The 12,096-nt window shown below is 63.2% G+C and carries 12 protein-coding genes and 1 tRNA gene; 11 read left to right on the forward strand and 2 right to left on the reverse strand.

The genetic code is table 11. The features are described 5' to 3' along the window. Positions 1–13: 13 nt before the first annotated feature. Together hisN and ACU0B3_RS16435 are read left to right on the forward strand one after the other, a co-directional pair. Entirely contained in the window at positions 14–811 is a 798-nt protein-coding gene (gene hisN / locus ACU0B3_RS16430) for a histidinol-phosphatase (RefSeq protein ID WP_446261959.1), read from the forward strand. Between the two features lie 14 nt (positions 812–825). Continuing rightward, positions 826–1,266 carry a CAP domain-containing protein gene (locus ACU0B3_RS16435; RefSeq protein ID WP_446261960.1) on the forward strand — a complete coding sequence of 147 codons (441 nt, stop codon included), beginning with the start codon at positions 826–828 and terminating at the stop codon, positions 1,264–1,266. A 254-nt stretch (positions 1,267–1,520) separates the two neighbouring features. Here the strand turns inward: ACU0B3_RS16435 and guaD are convergent, their stop codons facing one another. Further along, entirely contained in the window at positions 1,521–2,834 is a 1,314-nt protein-coding gene (gene guaD, locus ACU0B3_RS16440; protein ID WP_446261961.1) for a guanine deaminase, read from the reverse strand. 55 nt (positions 2,835–2,889) lie between these two features. Between guaD and mgtE the strand changes: the two genes are divergently transcribed. The 6 genes from mgtE (at position 2,890) to ACU0B3_RS16470 (ending at position 7,797) form a co-directional block, all read left to right on the forward strand. After that, positions 2,890–4,284 (forward strand): magnesium transporter, encoded by a 1,395-nt coding sequence (gene mgtE, locus ACU0B3_RS16445; RefSeq protein ID WP_446261962.1) that lies wholly within the window; start codon positions 2,890–2,892, stop codon positions 4,282–4,284. Next, positions 4,281–4,841 (forward strand): 5-formyltetrahydrofolate cyclo-ligase, encoded by a 561-nt coding sequence (locus tag ACU0B3_RS16450; protein ID WP_446261963.1) that lies wholly within the window; start codon positions 4,281–4,283, stop codon positions 4,839–4,841. Before mgtE ends, ACU0B3_RS16450 begins: the two co-directional genes overlap by 4 nt. Positions 4,842–5,039: 198 nt before the next feature. Further along, complete coding sequence (gene ychF, locus ACU0B3_RS16455) at positions 5,040–6,137, forward strand: redox-regulated ATPase YchF (RefSeq protein ID WP_446261964.1); 1,098 nt, start codon at positions 5,040–5,042, stop codon at positions 6,135–6,137. A gap of 86 nt (positions 6,138–6,223) precedes the next feature. Next, complete coding sequence (locus tag ACU0B3_RS16460) at positions 6,224–6,589, forward strand: hypothetical protein (protein ID WP_446261965.1); 366 nt, start codon at positions 6,224–6,226, stop codon at positions 6,587–6,589. 64 nt (positions 6,590–6,653) lie between these two features. After that, positions 6,654–7,508, forward strand: a complete 855-nt coding sequence (yghU, locus tag ACU0B3_RS16465) for a glutathione-dependent disulfide-bond oxidoreductase (RefSeq protein ID WP_446261966.1) — start codon at positions 6,654–6,656, stop codon at positions 7,506–7,508. A gap of 199 nt (positions 7,509–7,707) precedes the next feature. Continuing rightward, a tRNA-Ser gene (locus ACU0B3_RS16470) sits at positions 7,708–7,797 on the forward strand. Between the two features lie 233 nt (positions 7,798–8,030). Here the strand turns inward: ACU0B3_RS16470 and ACU0B3_RS16475 are convergent. Further along, positions 8,031–8,231, reverse strand: a complete 201-nt coding sequence (locus ACU0B3_RS16475; RefSeq protein WP_446261967.1) for a hypothetical protein — start codon at positions 8,229–8,231, stop codon at positions 8,031–8,033. A 743-nt stretch (positions 8,232–8,974) separates the two neighbouring features. On the opposite strand from ACU0B3_RS16475, the gene ACU0B3_RS16480 reads away from it, so the two are divergent. The 3 genes from ACU0B3_RS16480 (at position 8,975) to ACU0B3_RS16490 (ending at position 12,089) form a co-directional block, all read left to right on the forward strand. Next, entirely contained in the window at positions 8,975–10,180 is a 1,206-nt protein-coding gene (locus tag ACU0B3_RS16480; protein WP_446261968.1) for a plasmid recombination protein, read from the forward strand. Positions 10,181–10,534: 354 nt separating this feature from the next. After that, positions 10,535–10,993 carry a hypothetical protein gene (locus ACU0B3_RS16485; protein ID WP_446261969.1) on the forward strand — a complete coding sequence of 153 codons (459 nt, stop codon included), beginning with the start codon at positions 10,535–10,537 and terminating at the stop codon, positions 10,991–10,993. A gap of 133 nt (positions 10,994–11,126) precedes the next feature. Beyond that, on the forward strand, positions 11,127–12,089 hold the full coding sequence (locus ACU0B3_RS16490) for a hypothetical protein (RefSeq protein ID WP_446261970.1): 963 nt from the start codon (positions 11,127–11,129) through the stop codon (positions 12,087–12,089). Positions 12,090–12,096: the final 7 nt, after the last annotated feature.

Consider the following 12,096-nt stretch of genomic DNA (forward strand, 5'->3'; position numbering starts at 1 on the left):
AAGGGACTCAGCAGTGAAAGAGTTTCCCGAAGGGACGCAAGCCGTCGCTCACGCGATCGCAGACGCCGCGCGCACCGCAATTCTTCCGCACTTTCGCGCTTCTGGCCTTGTCGACGAAAACAAGCTCGTCCAAGGCTATGACCCCGTCACAATCGCCGACCGCGCCGCCGAAGAAGCGATGCGCGCCATCCTGCTTGAGGAGCGTCCGCAAGACGCCATCCTCGGCGAAGAGTTCGGCACGCGCCCCGGCACGTCCGGCTGGACCTGGGTGCTCGACCCGATCGACGGCACGCGCGGATTTGTCTCCGGCACGCCCACCTGGGGCGTCCTCATCGCCCTGTCGAACGCGGATGGCCCCGTCTACGGCCTGATCGACCAGCCCTATATTGGCGAGCGTTTCGAGGGCGGACCGGGGATCGCGGAAATGCAGGGCCCGCAGGGGAGCCGGGAACTTTCTGTCAAAGGCACGACCGCGCTTTCCGACGCCGTCGTCTTTACCACGTTCCCCGAGGTCGGCAGCACAACCGACGCGGCAGCTTTCCGCCGTGTCGCGGCGCGGTGCAAGCTCACACGCTACGGAATGGACTGCTACGCCTACGCGCTTCTTGCCGCCGGGCAGGTCGATCTGGTGATCGAAGCGGGTCTGCAGCCGTATGACATCCAGGCGCCCATCGCGGTCATCGAGGCGGCCGGCGGCATCGTCACCACATGGACCGGCGGAAAAGCGCACAACGGCGGCACCGCGCTGGCAGCTTCCAGCCCAGAGCTGCACGCGGCGGCAATGGCGCTCTTGAACGGAACGGCGGGCTAGGTGAGATGCCCCGCATGACCCGTCTTCTCTCACTCCTTGCGATGTTTTTTGTACTGGCGCTCCCGGTCCAGGCGGAAACCCTGACCGGCGGCACGGCTGCCTTTAACGCGCTGCGCACGTCGCAGGGCCTCGGGCCGGTGACCTGGTCGCGCACGCTGCAACGCGCCGCTGAAATGCACGCCAAGGACATGGCCAAGCGCGGCTATTTCAGCCACGCCGACCCGCAAGGCCGCCGGCTGCCGCAGCGCCTCAATCGCGTGCGCTACCGCAATTTCTGCTTTGCTGCCGAGAACATCGCCAAGGGCCAGACCAGCGTCGCTCAGGTGATGGGCGACTGGACCCGCTCCCGCGCGCACCGCGCCAACATGGTCCAACCGCGCGTCAACGAATACGGCCTCGCCGTGGCCGGAGACGTCTGGGTGATGGTGGTTGGTGCCAAGGGCTGCCGGCCGTAGGTCGCCTGTCGGACGACCTGAGATAAAGGCCGAGGACCAGCTCGACAGAAGTCGGTGCTCGGACCGACGCGCCCCTTAGCACTCTGTAATCCCGCTCAAACCAAAGCCCCTGCCTGACAGGCACTGTCAGGCCGCGTCATGCCTCCGGCATGACCCGCCCCCGTCAAACCAAAGGTTTGCCTCCGGCAAAACGGGCGGCGCGACTGCGCCACCCCGCGGGACGGCGCGTAAACTTACGTTTCGACTGAATCAGCCTAACGGTCGTCCACCTGCGCTTGCCCAGAAGCCACCTCCGCAGCCTCACCGCCCACATAAACCCGCGCGATGGCCCGATCATCACCCATCATCAGCGTCGGGAAAAGCGTCTGCCACAGGTCTTCCGCCCGCGCGGCCCGTTGCGCGATCGCATGCGTAGAGGCGAGGTCGAGCACGCAAAGATCCGCCTCCCGCCCCGGCGCCAGCCGCCCGATCTTGTCGGCCAGATGCAGCACATCCGCCGCCCCGGCTGTCGCCAGCCAGACCAGCTGCGCCGGGTGCAGTGCGGTGCCTCCCAGCTGACCCACTTCGTAAGCCGCCGCCATCGTGCGCAGCATCGAGAAGGACGAGCCGCCCCCGGTGTCCGTCGCCAGCCCCATGCCGATCCCGCGCGCCTTGAGGGCCGCGACGCGCATCAGCCCCGAGCCGATGAACGTGTTCGAGGTCGGACAATGCGCCAGCCCCGCGCCCACCTCCGCCAGCCGGTCGACCTCGCGAGGCTCCAGATGGATCGCATGACCGTAAACGCCGCGCGCGCCCAAAAGACCGAACCGCTCGTAGACATCGAGGTAGTCTCGCGCCTCGGGGTAAAGCTCCCGCACCCAGGCGATCTCTTCCACCTGCTCGCTCAGATGCGTCTGCATCAGGCAGCCCGGGTGCTCCGCCCAGAGCGCGCCAAGCGCCTCCAGCTGCTCCGGCGTCGAGGTCGGCGCAAACCGCGGCGTGATCACGTATCCCAGCCGACCGACGCCATGCCACCGCTCGAGCAGCGCCTTGCTGTCGTCATACGCGCTCAGCGCCGTGTCCCGCAGGTCCTCGGGCGCGTTGCGATCCATGCAGGTCTTGCCCGCCAGCACCCGCATCCCGCGCGCATCCGCAGCCTCGAACAGCGCCTCGACACTGCCCGGATGGATCGTGCCGTAGGAACACATCGTCGTCGTCCCGTGCGCCAATGCGAGGTCCAGGTAATCGCCCGCCACCGCCCGCGCATAGGCGGAATCGCCGAACCGCGCCTCCTCGGGAAAGGTATAACTCTCCAACCAGTCGATCAGGCGCTTGCCCCAACTCGCGATGATCCGCGTCTGGGGATAGTGTACATGCGCGTCGACAAAGCCCGGCAGGATCAGCGCGTCGCCGTGATCGACCACCTCGGAGGCGCGCGCGCGCAGAGCATCGGCCTCGTCCACCGCCGCGATCCGGCCTTCTGAAATCAGCACGCCGCCGCGGGCGCGATGGCGGAACGCCGCCTCGGGCGGCACCTCGAATGGGTCCGCCAGCGCTTCGAGCGTTTGACCGATCAGGAGCTTCGACATATCTGTCCCTCGCATGCTGATCGAGGCATACGCGAGGCACCGTAAGGGGGGCAAGATGGCCGAGACAAAGCTGCAGACCGAGGCAGAGACCGAGACCCCCGAACAGGACTACGCCCTCTCGCGCGAGGACGTCGGCACGATCCTGGCCTGCGTCGAGGCGGGCGACCGCGACAGCCTCGTCACCGCGATGGAGGACCTGCACGCAGCCGACATCGCCGACCTCCTCGAGCAGATCGACGCGCCGAAACGCGAAAAGGTGATCGCGCTTTATGGCAAGGAGTTCGATGGCGAGATCCTGACCGAGCTCGACGAGAACATCCGCGAGGAAGTGCTCGCGGTCCTGTCGCCGCAAGTGCTGGTCGAGGCGGTGCGCGATCTTGACAGCGACGACGTCGTGGACCTGCTCGAAGACCTCGAGGAGCCGCAGCAGGAGGCCATCCTCGATGCGCTCGATGACGACGACCGGGCGGTGGTCGAGCAATCGCTCAGCTACCCCGAGACCTCTGCCGGCCGCCTGATGCAGCGCGAGGTTGTCATGGCGCCCGACCACTGGACCGTGGGGGAGGCGATCGACTTTCTGCGCGCCTCGGACGATCTGCCCGAGCAGTTCTACCACATCACGCTGGTCGATCCGCGGATGAAGCCCGTGGCCAACGTCACCCTGGGCAAGCTCATGGGTTCCCGCCGCGAGGTCCTCCTGAAAGACATCGTCGAGGGCACGTTCCACGTGATGAGCGTGACGCAGGACGAGGCCGACGTGGCCTATGCCTTTAACCAGTACCACCTGATCTCCGCGCCAGTGGTCGATGAGGAAGAGCGGCTCGTCGGTACCATCACCATCGACGACGCGATGATCGTCCTCGACGAGGAGCACGAGGAGGACATCCTGCGCCTCGCCGGGGTGGGAGAGGAATCGAGCCTGTCGGACAACGTGATGGAAACGACCAAGCAGCGTCTGCCCTGGCTGGCGGTCAACCTGGTCACGGCCATCCTCGCCAGCCTCGTGATCGCCCAGTTCGAGGCCGCCATCGCGCAGGTCGTTGCACTTGCCGTGCTCATGCCAATCGTCGCGTCGATGGGGGGCAACGCCGGCACACAGTCGCTGACCGTGGCCGTGCGCGCGCTCGCGACCAAGGACCTCACCGGGGCCAACGTCTGGCGGGTTATCCGAAGAGAGTGCATCGTGGGCCTCCTGAACGGCGTCGTCTTTGCGGTCGTCATGGGAATCGTGGGCATGGTCTGGTTCGGCTCTCCGGCCCTTGGCTATGTGATCGCGACGGCCATGGTCATTAACCTTGTCGTCGCGGGCCTTGCCGGCACCGGCATCCCGATCATCCTCGAAAAGCTGAAAGTCGACCCGGCGCTTGCCTCCGGCGCTTTCGTGACGACCGTGACGGATGTTGTCGGCTTCTTCGCATTCCTCGGCCTTGCGGTAATCGTGCTGCTGTGAGCCTCGCAGAGGCCAAAGCCGCCGCGCGCAAAGCCGCCTTTGTCCGGCGCAAGGCCGCGCGCGATGCCGGCCACCCGTCACCCGCCGCGCGCCTCTCCGAAGTGCTGGCCGGTCACCGGTCCGTGCCGCTCGCGGGCTACATGCCCATCCGCGCGGAAATCGACCCGCTGCCGGCCATGGCCGAGCACGCCGCGCACGGCCCCGTTGCCGTCCCGGTGATCGAAGCCGAAGGCAAGCCGCTCAAATTCAGCCGCTGGACCCCGGACGGCGCGCTCCGCGACGGCCCCTTCGGTGCGCAAGTGCCTGAGGTCGACGATTGGCTGACGCCTCAAATCGTAGTTGTTCCGCTGGTGGCTTTCACCGCATCCGGCGACCGCCTCGGCTATGGCGGCGGCTTCTACGACCGCACGCTCGAAGGGCTCCGCTCTCGCGGCCACGTCCTCGCCATCGGATTTGCCTGGGATGCGCAAGAGGCCACTGCCTTGCCGATGGAGCCCACCGACCAGCCCCTCGACATGATCGTGACTGAAGTGCGGGTGCTGGACCTGCCGCGCTGAGCACGCGCCGTCCCGCGGCGTGGCGCAATCGCGCCGCCCCAGGGGGGTGGGACGGCGCGGTCTGACGTTTCCCGTCAGGCGGCGCCAGTGATTGAAGCGAGCGCGTGTCGGGTCAAAAACCACCGGACCAACCCCCACCCTTGCACCTTGCGCCCCGGCCCTTTAGGAGCCGAGCGCAGGCATAACGGGAGACCGGTCATGGGTTTCAAAATGGGCATCGTTGGACTTCCGAATGTCGGAAAATCCACGCTTTTCAACGCACTGACCAAAACGGCTGCAGCGCAGGCCGCCAACTTCCCGTTCTGCACCATCGAACCCAACGTGGGCGACGTGGCCGTCCCCGACGCCCGCCTCGACACGCTGGCCGAGATCGCCAAGAGCCGCGAGGTCATCCCCACGCGCATGACCTTCGTCGACATCGCCGGCCTCGTGAAAGGCGCGTCCAAGGGCGAGGGCCTCGGCAACCAGTTCCTCGCCAACATCCGCGAGGTCGACGCCATCGCCCACGTCCTGCGCTGCTTCGAGGACGGCGACGTCACTCACGTCGAAGGCCGCGTAGACCCCGTCGCGGACGCCGAAACCATCGAAACCGAGCTGATGCTCGCCGACATAGAGAGCCTCGAAAAGCGTCTGCAGAACATCGTCCGCAAGGTGCGCGGCGGCGACAAGGAGGCCGTCCAGCAGGAACGCCTGATGAAGGCGGCGATGGCCGCGCTCGAGAACGGCGAGCCCGCCCGCACCGTTGAGGTCGATGCCGAAGACGCCAAGCAGTGGAAAATGCTGCAACTTCTGACGACCAAGCCCGTCCTCTATGTCTGCAACGTCTCCGAGGAAGAGGCGGGGGAGGGCAACGCCCACTCCGCCGCCGTGGCCGAGATGGCCGCCGCGCAAGGCAACGCCCACGTCATCATCTCCGCCCGCATCGAGGAAGAGATCAGCCAGCTCGACGCCGACGAACAGGAGATGTTCCTCGGCGAGATGGGCCTCGAAGAGCCCGGCCTCGACCGTCTGATCCGCGCGGGCTACCAGCTGCTCAAACTTGAGACCTACTTCACCGCCGGTCCCAAGGAGGCCCGCGCCTGGACCATCCGCGCCGGCACCGCCGCCCCGCAAGCCGCGGGCGTGATCCACGGCGATTTCGAAAAAGGCTTCATCCGCGCCGAGACCATCGCCTACGACGACTACGTCGCTCTGAACGGCGAGCAGGGCGCCAAAGAGGCCGGCAAGATGCGCGCCGAAGGCAAGAGCTACATCGTCAAGGACGGCGACGTCCTGCACTTCCTATTCAATAACTAAAACTTGCCTTAACGCTTATTATTACTCGTTATGCTTGATTAACGGGTCTGGCGTACACCTCCTTTGAGATAGAAGGAGGACCCAAGATGATGGGCATTCAGATCGACGCCGCGATGGATTGCATCCCGCTGCGCCCCGCGATTGTTCACCGTATTGGCGGTAAAAAGCCCGGACCGACCGTGATTGTTTCGGGTTTCGACCCGCTGATCGGTCCGCTCTATGATCGGATCGCCGCTGTCGACGCGCTGGTGTTCCTGAACGGCACCCTGCTCCTGACCCGCGCCGACATGCCTTGCGCGCTGCTCGATGCCACGCAGGCCGACGAGGTGATCTTTCTCGGCTATGCCGAGGACGACGCGCTCGAAGAGGCGCAGACGGATGCCTGGTGGGCCGTCTTTGGCCTGCTCCGCCGGATGGGCATGATCCAGGGGCGCGGCGTGCCGCATGTGTGACGGGCGGGGCGTTCCTTTCGCCCACAGGTGACCTATAGTCTTACCCAAGCAAAAGGAGCGCCCGATGACCGACACCTACACCCCGCCCAAGGTCTGGACCTGGGAGGCCGACTCCGGCGGCACCTTTGCCAGCATCAACCGCCCCATCGCGGGCGCGACGCACGATGCCGAGCTGCCGGTGGGCGCGCACCCGTTCCAGCTCTACTCGCTGGCGACCCCGAACGGGGTCAAGGTGACGGTGCTCCTCGAAGAGCTGCTCGCTGCAGGGCACGACGCCGAATACGACGCATGGCTGATCCGCATCAACGAGGGCGCGCAGTTTGGCTCCGGGTTTGTCGCGGTGAATCCGAACTCGAAAATCCCCGCGCTGATGGACCGCTCCGGCGCAGAGCCGCTGCGCGTCTTTGAAAGCGCCTCGATCCTGCTGCATCTGGGCGAGAAGTTTGGCGCCTTCATCCCCGAAGGCCGGGACCGGACCGAGATGATGAACTGGCTCTTCTGGCAGATGGGCAGCGCGCCTTATCTGGGCGGCGGCTTTGGTCATTTCTACGCCTATGCCCCTGAAAAGTGGGAATATCCCATCAACCGCTTCGCGATGGAGACCAAGCGCCAGCTCGACGTTCTCGACCGACATCTGGCCGAAAACGAGTGGATGGCCGGCAGTTATTCCATTGCCGACATGGCGATCTGGGCCTGGTACGGGCAGCTCGTGCTGGGACGGCTCTACGAGGCCGCGGAATTCCTCGACGTGACCAGCTACACCCACGTCATGCGCTGGGCCAAGACCATCGACGCCCGCCCCGCCGTCCAGCGCGGCCGCATGGTCAACCGCGTCTCCGGGGAGCCTTCGACGCAACTCCACGAACGCCACGCCGCCTCCGATTTCGACACGCAAACGCAGGACAAGATCGGCGGCTGAGTTGCACCGTGTGTCCTTCGACTTGGCAGGACGTAAAACGGACACAGCGTGACACGCGCTGCGTCCGTTTGGTGTCAACACGCCAACGAACCGGCGCAATTGCCTGCGAAAACCAACGAAAACAGGGATTTAGGGCTCCGCAGTTGCGGGTACAGTAAACCTGTTGCATGTCATAGGCTTAGCAGATATTTCCGCAGGTGGAGACGTGGCCGAGTGGTCGAAGGCGCTCCCCTGCTAAGGGAGTAGGCGGGAAACCGTCTCGAGGGTTCGAATCCCTTCGTCTCCGCCACCATGGCACAGGCCGAATTCCATCAAGCCATTGACGTATATGAATTTTCCAGGACTTCACGTTCTGTGGCCCCGCGAATTCAGGAATTTTGCTACACATTTTGCTACACATGTCTTTCTACCAAGGCCGCCACGTCTTCCTGTAGCAAACAGGACACGCTGCGCGTTTGATGAGCCCCCCCGTCGTGTTTGGTGGGACGGTATGCGTGGAGAACATGGGTCCGGTTGTGGCGCTTACGCTGAACGTCCAGCCCAAAGTTTTGCGGCAGCTATCAGATCACGGTGTTTGAGCAGGGCATCTCTCTCTTGAAGAAGCCGCTCGAAGATCGGGATGTAGGTCTGATCAGCTTCCACCAGGATGGCGACCTTGCGCAAACCGTCCTCGACCCTGGCGAGAGTGAGGGTGTCCGCCCTGATTTGGTCGCGTGAGGTCATGCGTCGTGTCGGTTCCAGCCGCGGCGAGAGTGCCGTGTTTCAGCTGACCTATGCGCCGGATTCGGAGATGCGCCGGGTTATCCACATGTATTGGCCCCGACCCAAGGAGACGTTGTCGGGAAGCCTAAACCGGGCGACGGCGTTTGCGGAATGGTGGGGCCGCGCAATGTAGGGTGCCGATGGGGCGCCGCGCCTGCCGCAACCTCTCTCGCTCCTGCAAAAATAAACAAAAAACAAAATCAAGGCCGGAGGCGAAAGGGTTCAGCAGGCTGCTGGTCGGGGGCTTCGGGAACAAAGGTGACCGAGGTCCTCCGAGGGGTTTCGAAAGGGGTGTTCCCCTTCGGTCGGGGGTTTCGAAAGGGGCGCGCAGCGGGCCCCTTCGCCGGAGAGCCATAACCAAATTTCCACTCGGAAATTTGGTTATGGCTAGTAGGTTCAAGCGTTGTTTGAGCGTCGTTCTGCAGGGTCACGTAATCCTCATCGAAACCGGACGGGATTGAGCAGGGTTGGAGACACCCTTGGCGGGAGGCCCAAGGCAGAAGACAATCCCGTCCGGGGAGCGTTGCGCCGCTCCACCACGCAGCAACGATGCCGGGGTTATCCACATCAGAACGCGTATCCGGTCCGACTTGGCTAGCGGGACTTTCAAGTCGATCATCGATCCTCAGTCTATGACAGACTCAAAGAGCGAAACGGCAGACTCGAACCCCTGGGCGGCCTCCGTCCGGATCAAGGCGAAATCAATGTCCCGAGCCTATGGGCAGCGTCGACATGACTACCGTATTGGGCGCCAGCCCAACTATGTCGACTGCGAGCGGACCGTCTTCAATCGCGCGCTGGTCGAGCCTCGACCGCTACCAGAGATCCGCAACGAAATCGAACGCCTTCGAGAAAGTGCCGACGCGAAGCGTGCGTTGAAATCCAATGCCGCCATCGTGACGACCGGGATCATCACGTTCGGTTTCGAGGCCGCGAAGGTCTTCGACCTCCTGCCCGCGATTGATCAGGACGGCGCGTTCCATGAGCTTGCCGATGCCATCGCGCGGAAGCTGGGCACGACGCTGGAAGGACTCGTCGTTCACCTGGACGAAACCACGATCCACGCCCATTTCGAGCTGCGGGCCTACACGGATGATGGCGTGCCCGTCAGCAAGGTTGCGACGTCCACGGTGCTGTCCGATCTTCAGGACCTGACAGCTGAGGTGATGAGTGCCGTCTGCCCGGAGATCGAGCGTGGTCATCGGAAGTGGGATCGGATTGCCGCCGGGGCGGACTATGCGGACACGCTAAATCGATCGGTGAAGCAGTTACATGAGGATCTTCCGCGGGAGATTGCGGAGCGGGAGGCCGCTATTGAGGCGCTTGAGCTGAAGGCGGTCGATCTCAAGGCGTCCATCGAGAAGACGGAGCACCACATCCAGAAGCTCCGCGATCGGGAGGAGTTGAACGAACGCGAGACCAAGAGGCTCGCGACTTACGAGATCCGGTTGGCAAAGAAGAAAGCGGCACAGTCCGAGCTGGCGGGGAAGTTAAAGGAAGCACGGGCTCATCTGCAGAGTCGGACCAAGGCCGTGGAGACGCGCGAACAGCTGGTAGAAAAAGCGGCGTCCGCAGCTTCGGCAAAATCAGCCGAGGCAGAGGCTAGCCTGGAAGCCGTCGCATCCGTTCTGGACGAGATCGCCCAGGGGACTGCCCGGCTTGAAGACGGGGTGATCACGATGAACAACAGTCGTTGGACCCAGCTTGCACCGCAACCGGTGGTCTCACAGCTAAGGAAGGTGCTTACAAGATACCTTAGACGCGAGGCCTTCCTTACTGAGAGGCTCCGAAAGTTCGACGTCATGATTAAGAAGATGAGCACTTGGTTGCGTCGTCCAGATCTGCCGAAGGCGGCTCGCGAGGAAGCAAAATCCATCATCGTCGACGGCACTCAGATGGATCAGTCATAGACGATTGCTGAAGCAGAAGTCGGGCCTCAGGGCCTCAGACCCGCATCGTCGTCAGATGGTTATTCAGCGGATGCGTTCTGTGAAACTGTCTTCAGATGCAGATCGATGATCCGCCGAACCATTTCAGGCCGGGACGGTAGGTCCGGTTCCATTTTTCGCAGATCATCCAATGCAGCTATGGTGTCCACATGCAGCCTCAGCGACATCTGCTCGGTCTCTTTTGCTGGTCGTCCAACTTTTCCCACTGAGAGGGCCTTGACTTTATAGGTTTATAAATTAATTGTATATCACGTGAGGGACGGAGCGGCAACTCCATCCCTCACGCTGACCACAACGATCTATCAGGAGATCACTATGGCTGAGAAAGTCACTACCACTTTGTCCGGTTCGGCAAAACTCGAAGCGTCGGACCGCGTCGCGCTTAAAACGGCCAACGGGCTGTTCGAAGTTGCCTTGCGGGCAGATTGGGAGCTGCACGCGAGCCGGTTGTCCCAGGACAATGCTGAGGGAGCAGACCTTGCCCATGAGGCGGCCTGTGCTTGGGCGAGCTGTGCAGAGGCCTTGCAGGACCTCGAGCTGATGACGGATGTTGATGACCGGATCGTCGTGGCGGGACATCATCTGCAGGCGATGTTGCCCCCTGCTATGCCGGAAGTGTCCGACATCCGCATGCGGTCCGCGACCCTGTTGCAGGACACCAAGCCGGTGTGGAAGCAGGACCTGGAGCTGGCGGAAATCCTACAGCAAACGGGGTGCCTCCTGCACGTCCATGCCGCCAACCTGGAGCTGATGTCGGTGCGCAAGGCAGCCTGACGCCGGTCAACGATCCGATGAGGTCGGCCGAGCCCTAGCGAGGCGGCTGACCTCAAACCCGAACCCATCCTCGAACAAGTGCCGTCGTTCCGGCTCAGAACGACGATCACTGCCTTCTACGTGAGGCCCCTGCATGCCAAAGACTACCATGACTTATCCCTTCAAGATCAAAGGGACCTATCCACCGCTTACTTTGGGCGACATCCAAGACAACTGTCGCGAGGCCGCGGATCAGAAGGGGTTCGTCGTGTTGGGCCTAGGCGGCGAGAAAAGGCAGACACTCGTGCTGGGATGCCGGACGTGCGGCGAACCTCTTCTCCGCCGGACCAATGTCGTTCTCGGAAACCGCATCGAATGCCGTTCTTGCGTCCAAAAACCCTATAAAATTGCGGCCGAGCGTATCGGTGCCCGAATGATTTCAAACGATCCCGAGGGAGATCGGCATTACCGTATCTGGCAGCTCTCCTGCGGCCACACAGTGCGGTTGCAACTTGGCCAGATGCTCAAGGTGGAACAAGGGCTTGTCGACGTCGACTGCGTCCAGTGCCGACATAGTCGATATGCGAATGAAGCCGAAGCCCACGGCTGGAGTTTCCTAGAGACTTCACCGAGCCAGCAAGGCTACGCAATCTACCGCCACGAGTGCGGGGTCGAACACGAAGCACACATCGGCAATATGCGCGTCGGCCAATGCGCGTGTCCGGAATGCGGGCCTAAGAAAGGCCCGGTATCATCCGGGATCTACGTCTTTCGGATCGACCTGCCCGGACTTCCCGTTGTCAAACTCGGGCACAGCCATCGGCACCTTGATCGCCTTCGCCGCGACTTGAAGATCGAGCCCGATGTCCACACGGAGGTTCTGCGGTATCACCCCATGCGGACCAAGTACCTCGCCCGGACGCAGGAACAAACCGCGCATGATTTCCTGAAGACTCGGCACCCGGAGTGGGTCGTGCCGAAACACCTCTTCGGCGACGCCATTGCCGTCAAATCGGAAATATACCGGCCTGAAGCTCTGCCGACGATCCATCGTCTCCTCGACGATATCGCTGAGCGGCATCCGGCCCCCGCTACGATCCCGGACAATTCCGACTAATCCATCA

The sequence above is a fragment of the Pseudaestuariivita sp. genome, assembly GCF_052825805.1.

Coding starts and splice junctions, on each gene's coding strand:
- ACU0B3_RS16435 (WP_446261960.1), top strand. CDS start 826: ATGACCCGTCTTCTCTCACTCCTTGCGATGTTTTTTGTACTGGCGCTC.
- ACU0B3_RS16490 (WP_446261970.1), top strand. CDS start 11,127: ATGCCAAAGACTACCATGACTTATCCCTTCAAGATCAAAGGGACCTAT.
- yghU (WP_446261966.1), top strand. CDS start 6,654: ATGACCGACACCTACACCCCGCCCAAGGTCTGGACCTGGGAGGCCGAC.
- mgtE (WP_446261962.1), top strand. CDS start 2,890: ATGGCCGAGACAAAGCTGCAGACCGAGGCAGAGACCGAGACCCCCGAA.
- ychF (WP_446261964.1), top strand. CDS start 5,040: ATGGGTTTCAAAATGGGCATCGTTGGACTTCCGAATGTCGGAAAATCC.
- ACU0B3_RS16485 (WP_446261969.1), top strand. CDS start 10,535: ATGGCTGAGAAAGTCACTACCACTTTGTCCGGTTCGGCAAAACTCGAA.
- ACU0B3_RS16480 (WP_446261968.1), top strand. CDS start 8,975: ATGTCCCGAGCCTATGGGCAGCGTCGACATGACTACCGTATTGGGCGC.
- ACU0B3_RS16475 (WP_446261967.1), bottom strand. CDS start 8,231: ATGACCTCACGCGACCAAATCAGGGCGGACACCCTCACTCTCGCCAGG.
- ACU0B3_RS16460 (WP_446261965.1), top strand. CDS start 6,224: ATGATGGGCATTCAGATCGACGCCGCGATGGATTGCATCCCGCTGCGC.
- guaD (WP_446261961.1), bottom strand. CDS start 2,834: ATGTCGAAGCTCCTGATCGGTCAAACGCTCGAAGCGCTGGCGGACCCA.